15 protein-coding genes are annotated in these 24078 nt (G+C 36.9%); 13 read left to right on the forward strand and 2 right to left on the reverse strand.

The features are described from left to right. Nucleotides 1-3: 3 nt before the first annotated feature. Nucleotides 4-2598, reverse strand: coding sequence for a DUF6923 family protein (locus tag B2Z27_RS04355; RefSeq protein WP_286812701.1), 2595 nt, complete (start codon nt 2596-2598; stop codon nt 4-6). 254 nt (nt 2599-2852) lie between these two features. Between B2Z27_RS04355 and B2Z27_RS04360 the strand changes: the two genes are divergently transcribed. From B2Z27_RS04360 to B2Z27_RS04390, 7 genes are all read left to right on the forward strand, one after another. Next, on the forward strand, nt 2853-4625 hold the full coding sequence (locus B2Z27_RS04360) for an AMP-dependent synthetase/ligase (RefSeq protein WP_286812702.1): 1773 nt from the start codon (nt 2853-2855) through the stop codon (nt 4623-4625). 255 nt (nt 4626-4880) lie between these two features. After that, nucleotides 4881-5312: a MarR family winged helix-turn-helix transcriptional regulator gene (locus B2Z27_RS04365; RefSeq protein ID WP_058103072.1), complete on the forward strand. Its 432-nt coding sequence runs from the start codon at nt 4881-4883 to the stop codon at nt 5310-5312. Nucleotides 5313-5344: 32 nt separating this feature from the next. Further along, on the forward strand, nt 5345-7750 hold the full coding sequence (locus tag B2Z27_RS04370) for a 3-hydroxyacyl-CoA dehydrogenase/enoyl-CoA hydratase family protein (protein ID WP_099193111.1): 2406 nt from the start codon (nt 5345-5347) through the stop codon (nt 7748-7750). Between the two features lie 102 nt (nt 7751-7852). Then, a complete protein-coding gene (locus B2Z27_RS04375; RefSeq protein WP_058103074.1) occupies nt 7853-9043 on the forward strand; it encodes an acetyl-CoA C-acyltransferase in 1191 nt (396 codons plus the stop codon). Nucleotides 9044-9089: 46 nt separating this feature from the next. Beyond that, nucleotides 9090-9446 (forward strand): four helix bundle protein, encoded by a 357-nt coding sequence (locus B2Z27_RS04380; protein WP_286812703.1) that lies wholly within the window; start codon nt 9090-9092, stop codon nt 9444-9446. 48 nt (nt 9447-9494) lie between these two features. Further along, nucleotides 9495-11306, forward strand: a complete 1812-nt coding sequence (locus B2Z27_RS04385) for an acyl-CoA dehydrogenase family protein (protein WP_071339632.1) — start codon at nt 9495-9497, stop codon at nt 11304-11306. A gap of 101 nt (nt 11307-11407) precedes the next feature. After that, nucleotides 11408-12832 (forward strand): pyridoxal phosphate-dependent decarboxylase family protein, encoded by a 1425-nt coding sequence (locus tag B2Z27_RS04390; protein WP_286812704.1) that lies wholly within the window; start codon nt 11408-11410, stop codon nt 12830-12832. On the opposite strand, the gene B2Z27_RS04395 is transcribed toward B2Z27_RS04390, so the two are convergent. Continuing rightward, on the reverse strand, nt 12833-14635 hold the full coding sequence (locus tag B2Z27_RS04395; protein ID WP_058103077.1) for a glycoside hydrolase family 15 protein: 1803 nt from the start codon (nt 14633-14635) through the stop codon (nt 12833-12835). A gap of 103 nt (nt 14636-14738) precedes the next feature. On the opposite strand from B2Z27_RS04395, the gene B2Z27_RS04400 reads away from it, so the two are divergent. The 6 genes from B2Z27_RS04400 (at nt 14739) to B2Z27_RS04425 (ending at nt 23989) form a co-directional block, all read left to right on the forward strand. Further along, nucleotides 14739-16952 (forward strand): bifunctional alpha,alpha-trehalose-phosphate synthase (UDP-forming)/trehalose-phosphatase, encoded by a 2214-nt coding sequence (locus tag B2Z27_RS04400; RefSeq protein ID WP_286812705.1) that lies wholly within the window; start codon nt 14739-14741, stop codon nt 16950-16952. Between the two features lie 15 nt (nt 16953-16967). Beyond that, nucleotides 16968-18497, forward strand: a complete 1530-nt coding sequence (locus B2Z27_RS04405; protein WP_286812706.1) for a nuclear transport factor 2 family protein — start codon at nt 16968-16970, stop codon at nt 18495-18497. A 4-nt stretch (nt 18498-18501) separates the two neighbouring features. Further along, entirely contained in the window at nt 18502-19668 is a 1167-nt protein-coding gene (locus B2Z27_RS04410) for an MFS transporter (RefSeq protein WP_286812707.1), read from the forward strand. 144 nt (nt 19669-19812) lie between these two features. Further along, the gene (locus B2Z27_RS04415; protein WP_286812708.1) at nt 19813-21144 is read left to right on the forward strand and encodes a M28 family metallopeptidase; all 1332 of its coding nucleotides are present in this window, start codon (nt 19813-19815) and stop codon (nt 21142-21144) included. A gap of 18 nt (nt 21145-21162) precedes the next feature. Further along, entirely contained in the window at nt 21163-22770 is a 1608-nt protein-coding gene (locus B2Z27_RS04420) for a M1 family metallopeptidase (RefSeq protein ID WP_286812709.1), read from the forward strand. 103 nt (nt 22771-22873) lie between these two features. Next, nucleotides 22874-23989, forward strand: coding sequence for a DUF2914 domain-containing protein (locus B2Z27_RS04425; protein ID WP_286812710.1), 1116 nt, complete (start codon nt 22874-22876; stop codon nt 23987-23989). The last annotated feature ends 89 nt before the right edge of the window (nt 23990-24078 follow it).

Below are 24078 nucleotides of genomic sequence, written 5' to 3' on the forward strand. Positions count from 1 at the left end.
ATATTATCTCACCAACAACCTTCCGCTCCATGTTTTTTCTTTGGAGTTTTGAAGTTTGTACAGGTACAGGCCTGGGGCCAAATCTTTTCTTTCTACAATAATTTCATTTTGCCCGGCAATACTTTCACCTTCCATATGATGGCTGCCAATAAGCTTACCACTTAAAGAATATATATCCAACTCATAAGTATCTGCATTTTCCTCATAAAAATAAAGGCTGGCACTTTCGATCATAGGATTAGGATACACTACCGATTTATTTAAATCTGTGTCTACAAATTCTTGACCTGGCTCTCTATTGTGGAAATCAACATTTTGCAACTCTAAAGATTTTTCTTCAGCATAACCATTCTCTGCAACCAAATTAAAGGACAACACTTTTATATCGGAAAAATCAGTTTCTTCACCTGCATCATTCTTAAAATCAGTTTCAGACAAGGTGTACACTTTAAGTTCATTCTCTAAACCAACGTTGGTCTTATAGATGGTACCGTCACCTTTTATCAATTGCACATCCATATTGGCAGTACCCTTTGCTTCAAAACTAATTTTAGAATAATCACTTAAATCTACCGCCGTAAACCTTGGATTCAGGGCCCTGTACACTCCAACGTAATTACTTGTTGTACCTGATAATTTAATATTACGTTCTATAGGGTAACCATCACCAACATATGGACCTTCTGCCGGCAACACCTCATAGGTAGATACCGTAGTTGCATCTGCAGAATCATCTAAGCCCCATGGAGCATCTGCCACAAATAAATCATCTGGCGTTGCACCTGATCCAGAACTAATTCTAAAACCTAGATCAAATAAAGTACCTGTTTTTAAGGCAACAGAATCTAAATATCCATCTATTTCCGCGGATACGCCCAAAACTTCAGTAACACTGGTTTCCGTTAGTTTCAAACCGCCTTCAAGGTCAATGCTTTCAGAATTATTATTGTTTACGATATTCAACAATACTTCTCCATTCTTATAACTGGCCGATTTTACAAAAACAGGCGGTGGTGTAGACCCGGTATATCCGGATATTTCTGAATTGGCTTCCAACAAATCAAGAATCTCGTCTGCCAACAACAATAGGTCATCTACTGAATTAGACCAGATTTGAAAATTGTAGTAAGCGGTATTACTGGTATAAGCATCTATATTCCAATGCGATTCTATTGTAAAGTTACCTTCTGCGTTTACTCTGGCAGAAAATGTCAAGGCGAATTCCAAACTACCATCTGGCTGCTTAATAATAGACTTTATAAAATCTTTTTCTCTTAACTGAATATTACTTACCGATAGCAATTGTGCTCCTAGAAAACGGTCACAAATAAATTTACTATGCTCATAAACGGTGTTATCTGTTTTGATCACCATTAAAGAACCTAAGTTTGTTGAACCATTTAAATAATCTACGGAATAAATATCCGATGCATTGGTCAAATCCAACAAATCACTTGGTGAAGATTCAATGGTACTGGTTTCTCCTACAACACCCAAAGGAACAAGAGAATTTAAAGGAATGTTATTTACGTCGTTCTTAGAACTTAATCCGTACAGCGCACTTTTAACCAACTTTTTTGCTTTGGTTTTATCAAAGATATAGTTGGATTTAGCTCGGTTAAAATTTCTTTTACTGATTAAGTTCGCCAATCTATCATTGCTTTCCAACCCTCCCTTATTTGCACTAGAGGTAGTAACTATCATAGGACAGGAAGCAACACCTGAACAAGATGGGTCATCGCAATCCACAAGACCATCACCATCGTCATCAATACCATTTAAACAATCTTCTTGAGGCACAGGTGCCGTAGGGCAACGTGCACCGTCATTACTAGAAGCTGCAGGACCAAATGCAAATATGTTAGACTGTATTATACCTAAGGTAATATCTTGAACATTATCAATTTTATAAACAGAACCGGTTTGGTTGGCAGAAATGTAGAAATTACCATCCACATCAAAATAAACGGCGCCAAAAGTATACTTTAAACCATCAAGAATTGGAACGGCTCCCAAGTTATAGACCGTACCTGTAGCAGGGTCTATTTTATATAACAATCTTGTACTTCCCTCTACAGTATACAACATACCATCGGCAGCATTAAAAGCCCAGTCTGCAATATTTAAACTCTGACTTAGTTCAAAAGCACCTAAATATTGTAGATATGTATCTGAATCTGGATTAATATCGACTTTATAATATGAAGAGCCGCCTGCCTTAAAATAGTAAATACCATCGGGCGAAATATCACCTACATATTTATTTCCGGTAGGTAATTCCGGAATGGTATATTGATCAACAGAATAATCTTTACCTATTCTTACAATAGTGCTTGAAGGTGTTTTTAAATAACCCCATAAATAACCATCCGTAGGGTTATAACCTACACCATTTACATTACCGGGAGTAATATTTTCTGCAACTAAATAAGAACTACCTGAAGCTAGGTCCAATGCATAAATATCATTGTATTGGAATAAATAGGCATTGTAATCACAATTGAAAGGTTCTGATTGCGCCTTAGCCTTCCCTCCTATTAATAACGCGAAGACGGTTGCAAATTTGAAAAAATAAGCTGTTATGTAGTTTTTTTTCATGTTTTCTACGATTTGGGTAACATTTATTGAAACAAACTTAACTATATTTGATAAGGAAAATTCCTACAAAAAGTTAAGTTGATTACATAACACGCTCAAATACAATTTATTGTAGACAAATGGTTAAAATCGATATATTTCTACATAAAAGGCTAGAATTAAGAATATTGTAATGATAAGCTGATTAATTTAATAATACAATTTTAAAATATGGAGTTCTTTCACTATTTTGCAATTCTTATTAGAAATTAAGTATGCAAAAAGTTACCCGTCTTTTTGACTTCCCATATTATCAGCTAGAAAAGCATGCCTTAGATAAGGCCTTGGTGTCAAAAAAAAATGGAAAGTGGATTAGTACATCTACGCAAGAATATATCAACAAAGCAAATGCCATTAGTCGTGGGTTATTACGATTAGGCGTGCAGCCCAACGATAAAATCGCCGTTATTTCACTTACCAATAGAACCGAATGGAATATTATGGATATTGGCATTCTTCAACTTGGTGCACAGAACGTACCGGTGTACCCCACCATATCCGAAGAAGATTATGCCTATGTACTAAACCATTCTGAGGCAAAATATTGTTTTGTTTCCTGTGGTGAAGTATATGAAAAAGTAGCAGCGATCAAAGATCAGGTGCCTAGTTTAAAAAACATCTTTTCATTTGATGACCTATCGGATTGTGAAAGTTGGGAAAAAGTATTGGAACTAGGCGAAGACACCACTAACCAAAAGGAAGTCGATAGACTAAAAGATGAGGTTTCTCCAGATGATTTGGCAACGTTAATTTATACTTCCGGTACTACAGGAAGACCTAAAGGTGTAATGCTTTCACACAACAATTTGGTAAGCAATGCCATTGAAAGCTCTAAACGTTTTCCTATTGTAGATGGTGAAACCAAGGCGTTAAGCTTTTTACCTCTGTGCCATGTTTACGAGCGCATGTTAATTTACCTATACCAATTTAGAGGCGTAACCATTTATTATGCTGAATCATTGGATAAAATAAGTGACAATCTAAAAGAAACCAGTCCGCATGTTATGACAGCGGTACCACGACTTTTAGAAAAAGTATATGATAAAATTTACGCCAAGGGTACAGAACTTACCGGTATAAAAAAGAAATTGTTCTTCTGGGCCGTGGAGCTCGGATTAAAATATGAACCATACGGTAAAAATGGTTGGTGGTATGAAACACAACTTTCAATAGCTAGAAAACTAATTTTTAGTAAATGGAAAGAAGGACTGGGAGGCAATCTTAGTTTGATCGCGTCGGGTAGCGCAGCCCTACAACCAAGATTATCACGAATTTTCAACGCTGCCGAATTTGGATTAATGGAGGGCTATGGTTTATCTGAAACTTCCCCAGTGATTTCAGTGAACGATATGCGTGATGGTGGCTTTAAAATTGGAACTGTTGGTAAACCTATAGACCGTACAGAAGTAAAGATTGCAGCAGACGGTGAAATTTGCATAAAAGGTCCTCAGGTAATGATGGGGTATTACAAAGATCCTGAAAAAACCAAAGAGGTTATTGTTGATGGCTATTTCTTAACCGGTGATATAGGTGAGCTTGATAGCGAGGGGTTCCTAAAAATAACCGATCGTAAAAAGGAAATGTTCAAAACCTCTGGAGGTAAATATGTAGCACCACAATTATTGGAGAACCGATTTAAGCAGTCTAGATTCATTGAGCAGATAATGGTAGTAGGCGAAGGCGAAAAAATGCCGGCTGCACTTATTCAGCCAGATTTTGAATTTTTAAAAGAATGGGCTGTAATACACAAAATTGATATTAAGACGAATTCAGATATTATTGCGAACGAGCAAGTATTAGCAAGGTATCAACAAGAAATTGACGAGGCCAACGAAAAGTTCGCAAAATGGGAAAAGGTAAAACAGTTTAGACTTACCCCAGATATTTGGAGTATTGACGGTGGACACTTAACACCCACCATGAAGTTGAAGAGAAAAGTTATAAAGGAAAAATACATTTCTCTGTATAATAATATTTATGAGCATTAACAGATAAGAAACCATTTTACATTATAACAATGACACCCAACTGAATCATCATTTAATATTTAGTTGGGTGTCTTGCTTTTAATTTATTAGCCCGCAAACCTGATAAGAATACACACAACTATAACTAACTATATAGCAACAGTTAAATTATACTAGCTTAAATAACTTTGGTAACACCCAATTAAATAAAATATAATAAAATTTATTATGCATGCATAATAAATTTTATTATATTTGGGAACCAACTAAAGGAGTATGAAAGAAGCAACGATAGATTATGCGTTGAGAGCTACATGGCAAGCGGTAGCAAGAATGTATAATGAGGAAGCAAAGAAATTTGATTCTACTATGGCCGTTGGCTTTACTTTATTGAGCATTGACCCAAAAGCAGGTACACCTTCAACTTCCCTTGGACCAAAAATGGGAATGGAAGCTACCAGCCTCTCCAGAATTTTAAAAAGTATGGAGCAAAAAGGTCTAATTATAAGAAAACCAAATCCTAAAGATGGTAGGGGTGTTCTTATTTATTTGACCGAATTTGGATTGGAAAAAAGAAACGATTCAAAAAACACGGTCATTAGATTTAATGAAGTAGTTAAAGATGAAGTTACCGATGAAAAGCTTGCCCATTTTTTTGAAGTTACCGAAGCCATAAACAAGCTTATCGCAGATAAAAAATTATTTTAATTCAACTTATCAATTAATACAGCATAAAGTACATGAACAAGCACATTAAAAAAGTAGCAGTAATTGGCTCAGGGATAATGGGTAGTGGTATTGCCTGCCATTTTGCAAATATTGGCGTAGAGGTTTTATTGCTAGATATTGTTCCTCGTGAACTAAATGATAAAGAAAAAGCCAAAGGCTTAACATTAGAAGACAAAGTAGTACGCAATAGAATGGTGAACGATTCTTTGACGGCAGCGTTGAAATCAAAACCATCTCCTATTTATCATCAGAAATTTGCAAATCGTATTACAACTGGAAACTTAGAAGATGATATCGCAAAAGTATCTAAGGTAGATTGGATCATTGAAGTAGTTGTTGAACGCTTAGATATTAAAAAACAGGTATTTGAAAATTTAGAAAAGTACCGTACACCTGGTACGCTAATTACTTCCAACACTTCTGGTATTCCAATCAAGTTTATGTCGGAAGGTAGAAGTGAAGATTTCCAAAAGCACTTTTGTGGCACTCACTTTTTTAACCCAGCACGTTACCTAAAGCTTTTTGAAATTATTCCAGGTCCTAAAACTTCGCCTGAGGTATTAGAGTTTTTAAACGGTTACGGAGAAAAATTCTTAGGAAAAACTTCAGTAGTTGCTAAAGATACTCCTGCATTTATAGGTAATAGAATAGGAATATTCAGCATCCAGAGCCTTTTCCATATGGTTAAGGAAATGGACATGACCGTTGAAGAAGTAGACAAACTTACAGGTCCGGTTATTGGTAGACCAAAATCGGCCACCTTTAGAACAGTTGATGTAGTTGGCTTAGACACCCTTGTTCATGTTGCTAACGGTATATACGATAACTGTACCGATGATGAGCGCCACGACCTGTTTAAATTACCTGATTTCATCAGCACCATGATGGAAAATAAATGGTTGGGCAGTAAAACCGGACAAGGATTCTATAAAAAGTCTAAAGATGATAAGGGCAAGACCGAAATTTTGACCCTTGATTTGGATTCGATGGAGTATCGCTCTAAAAAGAGCGCAAAATTCGGCACATTAGAGTTGACCAAAACTATTGATAAAGTTGTTGATCGTTTTGCTGTACTCGTTGGTGGAAAAGACAAGGCAGGAGAATTTTACAGAAAAAGTTTTGGACAATTATTTGCCTATGTATCGCACAGAATTCCTGAAATTACCGATGAGCTTTATAAGATTGACGATGCAATGAAAGCTGGTTTTGGTTGGGAACATGGTCCTTTCCAAATTTGGGATGCCGTTGGCGTTGACAAAGGATTGGAGTTCATAAAAGCAGAAGGTCTAGAAGCTGCTGCTTGGGTACATGAAATGAAAGCGTCTGGTAATAATTCTTTCTATGCCGTTAAAGATGGGGCTACCTATTACTATGATATCCCTAAAAAATCCGTAGAAAAAATACCAGGACAAGATTCCTTCATTATTCTTGATAATATTAGAAAATCCAAGGAAGTATTCAAAAACAGCGGTGTTGTTGTTGAAGACTTAGGAGACGGAATCCTGAATGTGGAGTTCCAATCTAAAATGAATACCATTGGTGGCGATGTTTTAGCCGGACTAAATAAAGCCATTGATATGGCCGAAAAAGATTTTCAAGGTTTGGTCGTTGGTAACCAAGCTGCAAACTTCTCTGTTGGAGCCAATATTGGTATGATTTTTATGATGGCGGTAGAGCAGGAATATGATGAGCTGAATATGGCCATTAAAATGTTCCAAGACACCATGATGCGTATGCGCTATTCCGCTATTCCAACAATATCCGCCCCTCATGGTATGACCTTAGGTGGTGGTTGCGAGCTTTCCTTACATGCAGACATGGTAGTCGCAGCAGCTGAAACCTATATAGGACTTGTTGAGTTTGGTGTTGGGGTTATTCCTGGCGGTGGTGGCTCTAAGGAATTTGCCGTTAGAGCACAAGACACTTTTAAAAAGAACGATGTAGAATTAAATGTTCTTCAAGAATACTTTTTAACTATTGGTATGGCAAAAGTTTCCACTTCTGCATATGAAGCTTACGACCTAGGAATACTACAACATGGCAAAGATATAGTTGTGGTAAATAAGGACAGGCAAATTGCAACTGCTAAGGCATATGCAAAATTAATGGCGGAGCAAGGTTATACGCAACCTGTAAAACGTTCAGATATCAAAGTCTTAGGAAAACAGGCATTAGGTATGTTCTTAGTTGGAACAGATTCTATGGAGGCTAGCCATTATATCAGTGAACATGATAAGAAAATTGCGAATAAGCTTGCGTATGTAATGGCAGGTGGCGATTTATCTGAACCTACTTTGGTAAACGAGCAGTACCTGTTAGATTTAGAAAGAGAAGCTTTCCTTTCACTGTGTACCGAAAGAAAAACGTTAGAAAGAATTCAACACATGTTGAAAACCGGAAAACCGTTACGTAATTAATTTACGCAGCTATATGTCATTAGCTTATGGTTATTGGCAATCTTATTTAACAACAAATAATGCTATGAGTGTAAAGCTGATAGCTAAAAGCAAGAGTAAAAAATGAAAACAGCATATATAGTTAAAGGTTATAGAACAGCGGTAGGTAAAGCACCTAAGGGAGTTTTTCGCTTTAAACGTACCGATGAATTGGCAGCGGAAACCATCGAGTATATGATGAAAGAATTGCCAAATTTAGATAAAAAACGAATTGACGATGTCATCGTTGGTAATGCTATGCCAGAAGGTTCCCAAGGTTTGAACATGGCACGTTTAATCTCACTTATGGGATTGGACATTGTTGATGTTCCTGGAGTTACCGTCAACAGATTTTGTTCATCTGGTATTGAAACTATTGGTATAGCAACTGCAAAAATTCAATCTGGAATGGCAGATTGCATTATTGCAGGTGGTGCTGAAAGTATGAGTTCAGTACCTATGACCGGTTACAAAACAGAATTAAATTATGACGTTGTAAAAGCAGGTCATGAAGATTACTACTGGGGAATGGGAAATACCGCAGAGGCAGTTGCCAACGAGTATAAAGTATCTCGTGAGGATCAAGATGAATTTGCCTATAATTCTCATATGAAAGCCCTTCGTGCTCAAGCGGAAGACCGCTTTCAAGACCAAATAGTGCCTATTGAGGTAGAAGAAACCTATGTAGGTGCCGATGGTAAAAAAGCGACCAAAAAATATACCGTAACAAAAGATGAAGGGCCAAGAGCGGGAACATCAACTGCTGTATTGAACAAGCTTAGGCCAGTATTTGCAGCCGGTGGTAGTGTTACAGCTGGTAACTCTTCTCAAATGAGTGATGGTGCTGCTTTTGTAATGGTGATGAGCGAAGAAATGGTAAAAGAATTAAATCTTGAGCCTATTGCCCGTCTTGTTAATTATGCCGCTGCTGGTGTACCACCAAGAATTATGGGTATTGGTCCTGTAGCCGCGGTGCCAAAAGCACTTAAACAAGCCGGTCTAAAACAAGATGATATAAAACTGATTGAATTGAATGAAGCTTTTGCATCTCAATCCCTTGCAGTTATTAGAGAACTAGGCTTAAATCAAGATATTGTAAATGTTAATGGTGGCGCTATTGCTTTAGGTCATCCGTTAGGTTGTACAGGAGCTAAATTATCGGTTCAGCTTTTTGATGAAATGCGTAAAAGAAATATGCAAGGACAGTACGGTATGGTTACTATGTGCGTAGGTACTGGACAAGGTGCCGCAGGCATATTCGAATTTTTAAAATAAACGATAGAATATAGATATTAGAAAAAAGAGATAAGATTAATGGTATATGGCTTTAAGGCATAACTATAGAAATTTGAAAATATGGAAATTAGGTATAAGCATAGCTAATGATATATCTGATATTCTCTTAAGTTTCCCTAAGCATGAGAGATTTGATTTGAGCTCACAAATGAGCAGATGTTCAATCTCTATTCCTAGCAATATTGCGGAAGGCTCTGCAAGAACAGATAGGTCGTTTAGTCATTTTTTAAGTATTTCTTTAGGTTCCTCTTTTGAACTGGGAACACAATTATTAATAGCATATCATAGAAATTATATAACAGATATTAAATTAAAATTACTCGAAGATAAGATTGAAGAATTTCAGAAAATGACCATGGGGTTTCAAAATAGCCTCGTATAGTTCTCTTCTCTATTCTCTCAATTCTAACTTCTAAATACAATTAACAACATGAGTACAGAAACATCGGATAAAGACATTCTTAGAGGAGGACAATTCCTTGTCAAAGAAACCAACTGTGATGATATTTTCACTTTAGAGGATTTGAACGAAGAACAAAAAATGATGCGTGAAAGCACCAAAGAATTCGTTGATAGAGAATTATGGGCACACTGGGAACGTTTTGAGAAAAAAGATTACGCATATACCGAAGAAACCATGCGTAAAGCCGGTGAACTAGGTTTACTGAGCGTAGCAGTACCAGAATCATACGGTGGTATGGGTATGGGGTTTGTTTCTACAATGCTAGTCTGTGATTATATTTCTGGTGCAACCGGATCCTTTAGTACTGCATTCGGGGCGCATACTGGTATTGGTACTATGCCAATAACTTTATACGGTACTGAGGAACAAAAACAAAAATATGTACCTAAACTAGCCTCAGGCGAGTGGTTTGGAGCGTATTGTCTTACCGAACCAGGTGCTGGATCAGATGCAAATTCAGGTAAAACAAAGGCCGTTTTATCAGAAGATGGTAAAACTTATAGTATTACCGGTCAAAAAATGTGGATCTCAAATGCTGGTTTCTGTAACTTGTTTATCGTATTCGCACGTATTGAAGATGACAAAAATATTACCGGGTTTATCGTAGAAAATGACCCTAGTAATGGTATTACCTTAGGTGATGAAGAGAAGAAATTAGGTATTCACTCCTCTTCTACCCGCCAAGTATTCTTTAATGAAACAAAAGTTGCTGTTGAAAATATGCTTTCCACCAGAGGAAACGGTTTTAAAATTGCAATGAATGCCCTAAACGTTGGTCGTATTAAATTAGCCGCTGCTTGTTTAGAGGCGCAAAGAAGGGTGATCAACGAGGCTGTTAATTATGCGAACGAAAGAATTCAGTTCAAAACTCCGATCGTTAACTTTGGTGCCATAAAAGCAAAATTAGCCGATATGACCACCAATGCTTATGTTGGTGAATCTGCTTGTTACCGTGCTGCAAAGAACATTGAAGATAGAATTGCAATACGTGAAAGCGAAGGCAATACTCACCAAGAAGCTGAATTAAAAGGTGTTGAAGAGTATGCTATAGAATGTTCTATTTTAAAAGTGGCGGTTTCGGAAGATGTACAACATACGGCAGATGAAGGTGTGCAGATTTTTGGAGGTATGGGCTTTAGCGCAGATACACCAATGGAATCCGCTTGGAGAGATGCAAGAATTGCACGTATATACGAAGGAACCAATGAAATCAACAGAATGTTAGCTGTAGGTATGCTTGTTAAAAAGGCTATGAAAGGTCATGTAGACCTTTTAGGACCTGCAACCGCAGTTGGCGAAGAGCTCATGGGAATTCCTTCTTTTGATACTCCTGATTTTTCTGAACTGTTTGCAGAAGAAAAGGATATTTTAAAAAGACTGAAGAAAGTGTTCTTAATGGTCGCTGGATCTGCAGTTCAAAAATTTGGTCCAGAATTGGAAAAGCACCAACAATTGATGTTAGCTGCTTCTGACATTCTTATTGAAGTATATATGGCAGAATCTGCATTATTACGTACAGAGAAAAACGCAAAACGTTTTGGAGAAGAGGCACAGGCCACTCAAATTGCTATGTCTAAGTTATATTTGTACAATGCAACCGAAACTATTATTAAAAAAGGTAAGGAAGCCATTGTATCTTTCGCTGAAGGTGATGAACAAAGAATGATGTTAATGGGACTTAAACGTTTTACAAAATATACAAATTACCCTAATGTAGTAGCTTTACGCACACAAATTGCCGATAAGGTAGCTGCAGATAACGGGTATACCTTTGACTAATTCAGATTACTTTTGTTGTTTGGTAACTTGAATGTTAAACCGTCCCAATTGGGGCGGTTTTTTTGTTTGGTATAAATCGTTATTGCGACTACTTTTGAGCCATGCATAAAAAATTACTCCAACAAGTGTATTCATCCCCTGACTTTAACACCAACGGGCACGCACTTATAGACCAGTTGACCGCTCATTTAGAGGATAAGTTAAATGAAAAATCCCCAAATGCCATTCATTGGAACGACCCTGAGGATGAACTCCAGTTTTGGAAGGATTTTCTTTATCACGGAAATAGCAAGAATTTGTTCCAGGAAATCAACAAGCGTACCACACACATTCACCATCCACATTACCTTGGTCATCAGGTGAGTCCTCCAGCCCCAATTACCGCACTCACAGGATTATTGAGTTCGCTATTAAATAACGGTACTGCGGTATATGAAATGGGCATGTCTTCCAATGCTATTGAACGCATTATCATTGAAGTGATTTGTCATAAAATTGGCTTTAATAGTATTGCTGGAGGATTATTAACATCTGGTGGTACACTTGCCAATCTTACCGCATTATTAAGTGCTAGAAAAGCGATTACCAAAAAGGATATTTGGAATGATGGCAATCAAAATCAACTAGGTATAATGGTCAGTGAAGAAGCGCATTACTGTGTAGACCGTGCGGCAAGAATTATGGGTTTAGGGGATCAAGGCATAATTAAAGTACCCGTTACCAAAGATTTTGCAATAGACACCCATGTTTTAGAAGCTAAATTCAAGGAAGCGCAAGAAAGAGGAATTGAGGTCTTTGCCATAATCGGTAGTGCACCATCTACTGCTACAGGTATTTTTGATAATCTTGAATGCATTTCTGAATTTGCCCAAGAACATAATATATGGTTTCATGTGGATGGTGCACATGGCGGTGCCGGTATTTTTTCTAAAAAATACAAGCATACGCTAAAAGGCATTGCTCAAGCAGATTCAGTAGTTATTGATGGTCACAAAATGATGATGATGCCAGCATTGACCACCGCCCTACTCTTTAAGGATGAAAACAATGCCAAGGCTACATTTAGTCAAAAAGCGGATTACTTATTGACCGACTCAGAACATGAAGATTGGTACAATTCCGGCAAGCGTACTTTTGAATGCACCAAAAATATGATGGCCATACATTGGTTTACACTTCTAAAACTCTATGGTGAAGAAGTTTTTGATGCCAATGTTACCCTATTATATGATTTGGGTTCCTTATTTGCCGACCTTATAGAGGCTGAACCTAATTTTGAACTGGCATTACGTCCAATGTCAAATATTGTATGTTTTAGATATGTAAACCCTAACTCCAATTTTGAAGAGCAAAACAACTTAAACATAAAAATTCGCCAATATCTTTTAGAAGATGGCGAATTTTATATTGTACAGACCAAATTAAAAAATGTTCATTTCTTAAGAGTAACCGTTATGAATCCGTTTTCAACGGAAGAACATTTTAAAGCCCTAATCCATAAAATTAAGGCTTATGTTATAAGGTAATTATTCTCTCAAAGTTTCTAACATTTGATCCTCACTTTCTTTCTTGGAAAAGTTTATGGCACATTCTATCAACGCTAAATGTGAATATGCCTGAGGGAAGTTCCCTAGTAACCTTTTAGTCTTAAAGTCAATATCTTCACTAAATAGACCTAAATGATTACTATAACCTAATAATCTCTCAAAATACTCCAACGCCTTCTTCTCTTCCCCTATTTTAAATAAACTATTGATGTACCAGAATGTACAAACCGTAAATGAAGAGGATGGCAAACCAAAATCATCTTCATTCTTATATCTATACAACAATCCATCATTACTTAATTCGTCTCCAATGGCATTAACGGTTTTAATATATCTTTCATCTTTTGCATCAACACATCCATAAGATTCCATTAATAAGACAGATGCATCTAAATCCTTAGAACCATAAGATTGGGTATAAGCCCCTACTTCATCGTTCCAGGCATTATCATAGATATCTTGCCAAATTTCCGCTCTTATTGGTTCCCATTTATCAATTTTATGCTGCTTGCCCAGCATTTCAGCAACTTTTATGGCACGATCCAAGGCTGTCCAGCATAATACTTTAGAAAATGTAAAATGTCTATCCTCTGTACGGAACTCCCAAATTCCCTTATCGGCATCCTTCCAATTGTTGCTTACGATCCAAACAATACCTTTGGTAATGGCCCATAAGTCTTCACCATTTTCTATATCTATGCTGAATTTCACCATTTGTTCATAAATCACATCCATCAGAATACCATAAATATCATTCTGCTTTTGGTGATATGCCGCATTACCAATACGCACCGGTTTAGAACCTTTGTAACCAGCTAAGTGCTCCAAGGTTTCTTCGGTCAGTTTTTTCTCTTTATTGATCCCGTACATGATCTGTAACTTCTCTGCCTTATCGGGTATCAAATCTATAATGAACTGTAAATATCGTCTTGCCACGTTCTTATGTCCCAATTCAGATACTACTTTAATCACCATTGATGCATCCCTTATCCAACAGAAACGATAATCCCAATTACGTACTTCACCAATGGTTTCTGGTAAAGAGGTGGTAGCTGCAGCCAAAACAGCTCCGGTCTTATCATAGCTCAATAATTTTAATGTCAAGGCACTTCTGGAAATTTCATCGTTAAATTTCTTGTAAGTTGGGGTTAAATCTGTCCAGTTTAACCAATATACCTTGGTGTTCTGTAAATCAAGATAAGCCCTTTCTGTGGTTGGCAACAACAATTTTTCATTGTAGCCCATAAGCATGTACTCATCTTGAAGAAGTTCTACTTCAACACTATTGACTATAGATTCTTGATCAAAAGAAGTGTATAGAAATACGGTATCGAACTTAACATCGTAAGTGAGACTGGCTATAAAATCCTTTTTGATAAAAGTTTCGGTTTTCCCCATGGCATATTCCAATCTTGGATCATACAAAACAGAAAAACTTGGCTTACCTGAAATTAATTTAAAATACCTGATCAACTCTGGTGGCGCATGGTGACTTCCATCCAACTTACGATATCTGGGCATGAAGTCATGAATTTCAAAGTGATCTTCGCCAGATTTAAAAGAGGTAATCAATATATTGGTGTACCTCTCATATTTCTGAGTAATCTCATAGCTGTCATCAACCCTTATTTCAAAACTTCCACCTATATTTTCATCCAGTAATTTGGCAAATACAGACGGACTATCAAATTCTGGCAAACAGCACCAATCTATGCTTCCTGTCTTTGAAATTAATGCTGCACTTCTGCAATTCCCTATTATTCCGTAGTCTAAATTATCCATTCAATAAAATTCTTGATTCATTTGAGGTTTCAATTGGTATTGCCCTCCTTTTTCCCGAAATTTAGAGAAATAATTATCAAGAAGAAGCAAAAAATTCTCTTTTATGGCGAAAACTATCATTATCTCAAATAGACTACCTGTACAATTACAAATTAGCAATGGCGACATTACTGCTGTACCAAGTGTAGGTGGACTGGCCACAGGAATGAAATCTGTACACTCCGGCGGTGATAGCCTTTGGATTGGTTGGAGCGGTTTAACGGATGAAGAAATTCCCGAAGAATTGGTTCCTAAAATTGATAGCGCCTTAGCGGAGCATGGATCTTCAAAAGTTAATTTAACGGAGAAAGAGGTAGATGGTTTTTACTATGGATTTAGTAATAGAACCATATGGCCTTTATTTCATTACTTCTTAGAATATTCTGAATTTGAGCTGGGTAGCTGGGAAACATACAAAGCGGTAAACCAAAAATTTGCCGATGCCATCCTTGAAAAAGCAAACAATGAAGACACTATTTGGATACATGACTATCAATTAATGTTGGTGCCCCAAATGGTAAGAGCTGAAAGACCGGATATTTCTATAGGCTTCTTTTTACATATTCCCTTTCCATCGTATGAGATTTTTAGAACCCTACCTTGGCGACGTGAAGTATTACAAGGTTTGCTGGGGTCTGATCTGATCGGTTTTCATACCTATGACTACGAACGCCACTTTTTAAGCTCTGTTAGAAGGCTATTAGGTTTAGAGGTAAGCTTTAACGATATCTATTTAGATGATAGGGTTATAAAAGTAGACTCTTTCCCTATGGGTATCGATTATAAGAAGTTTAGCGATGCAGCAAAAGAACATTCTCAACGTACCGAGGATCAAAAGTCTGAATTGCAGAAACGACTGGATACTCATAAAAAATCTGCTCCCGATGCCAAATTTTTCCTTTCTATAGATCGTTTAGATTATACCAAGGGAATTGCAAAACGCTTAAATGCCTTTGAGTATTTTTTAAAAAAATATCCGCAGTATAAAGAGAAAGTAAGACTTATTATTCTTGCGGTTCCGTCTAGATCTAACGTACCGCAATACCAATTATTAAAACGGGAAGTTGATGAACTTGTAGGACGCATTAACGGGGAGTTGTCCACTGTTAGCTGGACGCCAATATGGTATTTCTATAGATCTATGCCTTTTGAAAACCTAATTGACCTTTATACCTCTTCTGATATTGCATGGCTAACGCCCATAAGAGATGGTATGAATTTGGTAGCAAAAGAATACATTGCCACTAGAACAGATAAGACAGGGGTGCTTATACTAAGTGAAATGGCAGGTTCTGCAAATGAAATGAACGAGTCATTATTGATTAACCCCAATAATTTTGAGCAAATTGCCGACTCTCTTTATGAAGCTATCAATATGCCCGAAGAAGAGCAGGTATCAAGAAATACATTGCTACAAAAAAGACTGGAACGCTATAATGTAGAAAAATGGGCCAACGATTTTATGAATTCCCTAGTGAGCCAGAAAGAAAAAGATCAGACTTACCGATCTAAAAAATTATCGGTTGACCTTATGAATACCGTAATGAGCAAATATAAAAACGCCAAAAGAAGACTGGTCTTTTTAGATTATGACGGTACTTTAGCAGGGTTTCATAATGATCCGCAAAAAGCGTCACCAGATGAGGAGCTTTACGCATTATTGGACCAAATTTCGTCTCAACCCAATACGGATATGTATTTAATTAGCGGAAGGGATAAAGAGACCTTTACCAAATGGTTTCTTCCTAAGAAATACAATATGATCGTTGAGCATGGTGTTTGGATCTCTCAAGGTGGTGAGGAATTTAGAATGCTAGAAACGGTGAAAAAAGATTGGATGGAGAAAATATTACCAGTTCTTGAATCTTTTGTAGATCGTACGCCAGGTAGTTTCGTGGAAGAGAAAAACTATTCATTGGCTTGGCATTACCGAAATACAGATCCAGATTTTGGTCAGAAGAGATCGGTTGAATTGAATACGGTATTAACCAGTCTTATTGCTAACGATGACCTCAGCGTACTCAATGGTAATAAGGTAATGGAAATCAAAAGCAGCAACGTAAATAAAGGAAGAGCATCTATGCGTGTGTATACCGAGCATGACTACGATTTTGTTTTTGCCATAGGTGATGACTGGACAGATGAATTTATGTTCCAGGAACTGCCAGAAGATGCTGTTACCGTAAAGGTGGGCAGACAAAAAACCCAAGCAAGATACTTTGTTGACAATACTAAAAATGTACGTGCCATCTTAAAGAGATTTGCAGAAAAACACTAATCTAAATCTCTTTTTATGTCCTTGAAATTGAAGTGCTTTATCCTTTTGCTAAGTGCTATATCTTGCATACAGCTACATGCACAACAGAGCACAGAAGTATATTTGACCAATTTAGGGTTGGAAAAAGATTCGGTCATTATTAATGGTGCAATAAATATATCTAAAAATGAAGGCTATGACAATCAGCCTTCATTTTTGGATAATGACAGGGTCCTATATGCTGCAACAAGAAATGGACAAACAGATATTGTACTGTTTCATATAAAAGATAAAACCCTTTCATGGATTACAGATACCCCAAATGGCAGCGAATATTCACCATTAAAAATACCCGGAAAAAATGCTGTTTCGGCAATTAGATTAGATGAGGATGGATTGCAAAGACTTTATGAATATAACTTAGATACCAATGAACAAAACCTTCTTCTAGAAGATTTAAAAGTTGGTTATCATGTTTGGTATGCTGAAGATATTATAATCTGTACAGTTCTTCGCGAGAATAGAATGGACCTTGTAATAGCTAACTTAAAAGATCATACCAATATAACGGTTCAACAGAATGTTGGCAGATCGCTACATAACATACCAAATAGCGACCTAGTAAGCTACATTTCCAAATCGGATAATGGGAATATGGTAAAATCACTGCATCCAATATCATTAAAAACCAAGGATATAATTTCATTACCTAAAATCACCGATGACATTTGCTGGATGAGCAGTAATCAATTAATTACTGCCATTGAATCAACCATTCTTTCCTTTGACCCCAAAGTAGATACAGAATGGAAAATAGCTCATGAAATTAATAACCCAGATATCAATGGAATCTCTAGATTAGCAATTAGTCCAGATGGAAATTATCTAAGTTTCGTTTCTAAAGATTCGCAAAAAAATATTGTGGACAAACAAGTAGAAACATTCAACGCACGAGAATTACAAGCATTTGCTAACTGTTTTTCAAAAAATGTTGTGGTAAAAAACTACCCAAAAGACACCCTGTACATTGGGCGGGAAATTTTAAAGGAAAAATATCAGAGCTTTTATGACCGTACGCCAAATATTGATGTAAAAGTATCCTCTAGAATTCATTTGGGAAAGACCGTTATTGATCAAGAACAGATAGCCATTGGCGATAAACAATTTCAACAAGTTGCCATTTATGAGGTTGACGGACTTATAAATAGCATGACTTTCATAAAAGATATGTCTATCAATGAAGATCCAGAAATACCTGTACAACAACAACTTGAAGGTTATAATACTAAAGACATCAATGCCTTTTTGGAGCCATACGCCAAAAACGTGAAAGTTTATGGTGCTAACGGCGAACTAAGAACCGAGGGTATTGAAAATATGCGAAATGGCTATGATCGCTTTTTTAGCACTACCCCAAACCTTCATTGTGAAATCAAGAATAGGATTGTAATCGGTAATATAGTTATTGATGAAGAATTCATTACCGTCAACGGTGATTCTTATACTGTAATAGGTATTTATGAAATAGAAAATAATAAAATAGCCAAGGTTACTTTTTTACATTGATCTATTGAAGCAAAAGTTACATATTCTCCCCATAATAATTATTTCTCAGTTTGCCTGTACCTCTACATGGTTTGCCGGTAATGCCATCATAGAATCGTTGACCAAAAAATTAGATTTTGGCGCAGATATTGTTAGTTACGTCATTTCTTCGGTACAATTCGGGTTCATCATAGGCACATTGATTTTTGGAATTCTAATGATTGCCGATAGGTTTTCACCTTCTAAAGTCTTTATGGTCTGTGCATGTTTAGCGGCCTTATCCAATTTAACCCTAATTGTTCCACAATTAAATGTGACCGGCTTGTTGATAGCCAGATTCGGTACCGGCTTTTTCCTCGCGGGAATCTATCCTGTAGGTATGAAAATAGCAGCCGATTATTTTGAAAAAGGGTTAGGCAAAGCATTGGGCTTTTTGGTTGGCGCATTGGTTTTAGGCACTGCTTTTCCGTTTTTAATTAAAGGAACCTCATGGGCAAATGATTCAGATAGTGTTATTCAACTAACTTCTGGCATTACCGTTATGGGTGGCTTGCTGTTATTAGGCCTTGTACCTAACGGTCCCTATCGGGTAGCAAGTACGTCATTACAGTTTAACGCGGGACCACGACTTTTTAAAAACTATGATTTTAAGAAAGCAGCTTTTGGGTATTTTGGTCACATGTGGGAACTTTATGCCTTTTGGGCATTTACCCCTATTGCCATACAATGGTTTGCCATTGAAACCGGTAGTGATATATCGGTATTTTTATGGACTGGGATCGTGATCGCATTTGGCGGATTGTCTTGTGCGCTAGGCGGTATTATTGCTCATAGCTTAGGAAGCAAAAAAGTAGCATTAACTGCCTTAATTATTTCTGGTGTGTTCTGTTTTATTTCTCCTGTTTTGTTCCTATTGCCCCAATATCTCTTTTTGGCAAGCTGGTGCCTATGGGGAATAGCCGTTACTGCAGATTCTCCTCAATTTTCCAATTTGGTGGCATCATCGGTAGCTCCGCAATTAAAAGGTACCGCATTAACCATTGTAAATTGTTTAGGTTATGCCATTACTATAATTAGCATTCAACTTCTAGGATTACTTCAAAATAGTATCCCGATAAATTTTTTATACATTCCACTAGGTCTAGGACCATTGCTGGGCGTTTATCACCTCATAAAAAAGAAAACGAAATAACCCGTATTAAACAATGCTACAAAACTTTTTAAATACAATCTGGTCAGCTATAGATTTGCACATCAAATTATGGTCGCCCCTATATTTTACTTAATTTTAGAAACCGATTACCCAAACTAACTTTACTCACTCAAAAGAATTAAAATGAAAAAATTTTTACTTCTCGCTTTATTCATCTCGGCTATTCACCTTTCAGCACAAACGGACAAACGTATTTATGATATTATTGATGCGGTTTCTGCCGAACGTATAGAAAACGATGTTACCAAACTCGCAAATTTTGGAACAAGACATACGTTAAGCGATACAGTTTCCAATACTAGGGGAATTGGTGCGGCAAGAAGATGGATCAAAAGTGAATTTGAAAAAACCTCTGCAGCTTGTAACAGTTGTCTTACTGTTTTTTTTCAAAAAGACTTGGTCAAAAAAGGTGCTAACAACCGTATTGTAAAAGATGTTGAAGTGGTAAATGTGCTTGCTATTCAAAAGGGAGCAAAATACCCTAATCGTTACATTATTATGAGCGGTGATATTGACTCTCGCGTTAGCGACCCAACCAATTACACTGATGATTCGCCTGGTGCAAATGATAATGCAAGTGGCATGGCAGGTACGTTGGAAGCCGCTCGTGTACTTTCTAAATACACTTTTGAAAATAGTATTATCTACATGGGTCTTTCAGGTGAAGAACAAGGTCTTTTTGGCGGTGGCGGTATAGCACAATATGCCAAAGACCAAGGCTGGGAGGTTATTGGAATATTCAATAATGATATGATCGGTAATATAAAGGGAGTTGACGGCACTATCAGTAACGTTGATTTTAGAATATTCTCTGAACCCGTACCTCCAACAGAAACAGAGGAACAACGTAAAACCAGAAGGTTTTACGGCGGTGAGGTGGATGGTGTTTCAAGACAACTGGCACGATACGTACACAAAAATGTAAAGCAATACATGCCAGAAATGAACCCAATGATGATCTATCGCTTAGATCGTTTTGGTCGTGGAGGTCATCATAGACCTTTTAATGATGCTGGTTTTCCTGGCATACGTATTATGGAAGCTCACGAAAACTATACGCAACAACACCAAGATATTCGTGTAGAGGATGGTATTGCCTACGGTGATGTGTTAGAGCATGTGAATTTTGAGTACGCCGCCAAATTGACCGCGGTAAACGCAATTAACCTGGCATCTATAGCATGGGCCCCACCTGCACCAAAAACAGTTAAAATTGGTGGTATTGTTGAACCTGCAGCTAAATTTCAATGGAGTAAGGTTGATGGAGCAAAAGGCTATAAAATTTACTGGAGAGACACCACATCCCCTACTTGGGATTATAGCAGACACGTTGGCGATGTTACCGAATTTGTTTTAGACGGCATCGTTATTGATAACTATTTTTTCGGAGTTTCAGCGGTTAGTGAAGACGGATTTGAGAGTCCGGTCGTTTTTCCAAACGGAGTATTCAGATAAATTCTATTCAAACCATACATGAACAAATTCATACTTTTTCTTGCTTTGGGAACTTTGAGTTTCTCACAGGCACAGACATTTACCAAACAAGATACGTTAAGAGGTAGCATTACCCCAGAACGTGAATGGTGGGATCTAAATTACTATCATTTGGATATTGCCGTTGACCCAGATGAGAAATACATAAGTGGGAGCAACACAATTCGCTATAAGGTGCTAAAATCCCATCAAGTGCTACAAGTAGACCTTCAACCTCCTTTAAGCATTGAAAAGGTTACTCAAGACGGAAAAGAACTTACCGTAACCCATAATGTAAATGCACATTTTGTACAGTTGACCAAACCCCAAGTAAAAGGAGAGTTCAATGAAATTGTTGTTTCCTATTCAGGGCACCCAAAAGAAGCGGTCAATGCACCATGGGATGGCGGATTTTCTTGGAAAAAGGATAATAATGGTAAAGATTTTGTGGCAACCTCTTGTCAAGGCTTAGGGGCCAGTGTCTGGTGGCCCAACAAAGATCATATGTATGACGAGGTAGATAGTATGCTGATCAGTGTAAAGGCTCCAAAAGGACTTATGAATATTTCTAATGGTAGGTTACGAAGTGTACATAAAGAAACCAATACTTATAACTGGTTCGTGGGCAATCCCATCAATAATTATGGTGTAAATGTCAATATTGGTGATTACGTTCATTTTGATGAAGTATACCAAGGAGAGAAGGGTGCCTTGGATATGGATTATTATGTTTTAAAGGATAATCTAGAAAACGCAAAGGAACATTTTAAAGATGCCCCAAAAATGATGAAGGCGTTTGAGCATTGGTTTGGTCCGTATCCATTTTATGAAGATTCGTTTAAACTGGTTGAAGTCCCTTATCTGGGTATGGAACATCAAAGTTCAGTCACGTATGGTAATCAATACTTAAAGGGTTATTTGGGTAGAGACCTTTCACAAACCGGCTGGGGCTTAAAGTTCGATTTTATCATTATCCATGAAGCTGGCCATGAATGGTTTGCAAACAACATAACCTATAAAGATGCTGCAGATATGTGGGTGCACGAAGGTTTTACGTGCTATTCTGAAAGTTTGTTTTTAGATTACCACTATGGTACAGAAGCTGCCAATGCCTACGTTCAAGGTATTAGAAACAATATTAGAAACGACAGACCCATTATAGGCATCTATAATGTAAATTATGAAGGCAGTGGAGATATGTATTATAAAGGTTCCAATATGCTACATACGCTACGCCAAATAGTAAATGATGATAAAGAATGGAGAACAATTTTACGTGGACTCAATTCTGAATTCTATCATAAAACGGTTACTACCGCACAGATTGAAGAGTATATTGCTACTAAAATGAAACTTGATCTTGATCCTTTTTTTGACCAGTATTTACGAACTGTCAAAATACCCGTATTTGAATATACGATCAAGGATAAAAAAATATCTTATCGTTTTACTAATACGGTCAAAGACTTTACAATTCCATTAAAAGTTTTTGTTGATGACCAACCTGTGTGGTTGAACCCGTCTACAACATGGCAAAGCAAAAAGATAAAAGGCAACCTAGAATCCTTACGCGTAGATCCAAATTTTTACGTTGAAACAAAGAGTTGATATAACTACTTTGTCTATGTAAACCTTTAACGTTCATCAAATATTATTTACGGTCAATTGTAGTGCTTTTAAACACCTATTTTTGCTCAGCACCTAGACCAACATGAAAAAGACCCTTGCCAGATATAGAAATAGCGCTTTTAGAAGCTTTATTAGAAAGCACTCTAAGTATGCCCCTATTCTTTTCTTTATTGGTGGTTTTATTTTTGACACCCTAACCTTAGGTCGTATTGACCGTACCTATGATTTAACGGTTTTATGTTTGCATATGACATCGTTATCCATCACACTATACTTATATAATTTGGTAGACGATGGCAAATGGCAGGGTACCTTACTAGAACGATATGAAGAATACCTACCACTGGCCATTCAGTTCTTTTTTGGGGGATTATCAAGTGCCTATGTCATCTATTTTTCAAGAAGTGTGTCTTTATCCAAAACGGCATCATTCTTTATTATCCTTGTTTTATTACTAATTGCCAATGAGTTTCTAAAAAAACGGATCTCCAACAAATATTTACAATTTGGGGTGTACTACTTTATTAGCTTCACTTTTTTTACGTTCATGATTCCCGTATTTCTAAAAGAGCTCAATTCTACGATATTTTTAATATCAGGTGCAGTTAGCTTAGTAAGCACTTTAGTGTTGCTTACGTTCATTTATGGCAAAAGCCCAAGTACGCGTAAAGAAATAAAGCTAGGTAAAATGATCTTCATTATCATTGCCATATACGGTTTGATCAATCTTTTCTATTTTTTAAGATTGATACCACCGGTTCCCTTGGCGTTGGATAAAGGAATAGTAGCCCACAACGTTGTTCAAAAAAATGGCAACTATGAAGTAACCTATGAGTCTGAAGAATCACATATATTTTGGCGCAAACACAAACTAGATTTTAGTTATTCTCCAGACCAACGTGTGTATATATTTTCTTCCATTTTTGCTCCTACAGATTTAAAGAAGTCAATATTTCATCGATGGAGAAAATACAATGAACTTACCAATGAATGGGTAACGGTAGAAGATATTGGCTATGATATTACGGGTGGTAGAGATGGTGGTTTTAGAGGCTATACGTATAAATCAAATATTACTCCCGGTGAATGGGAAGTACAAGTACTGACCGAAGAAGAACAAGTGTTAGGCGTTATTGGTTTCAATATAGTCTTGAACACCCATCCAAAACCATTAAAACTTAAGACTTCAAAATTTTAATTATTTATTTATCAGCAATTTACATTCTTAAAATTACCATCTAACAATAGTTTATTTTTATGATTTTTGTATGAAAACTTAGACTACCT

It is taken from the genome of Maribacter sp. UBA3344 (genome assembly GCF_002362375.1).
GTDB classification, from domain to species: domain Bacteria; phylum Bacteroidota; class Bacteroidia; order Flavobacteriales; family Flavobacteriaceae; genus Maribacter; species Maribacter dokdonensis.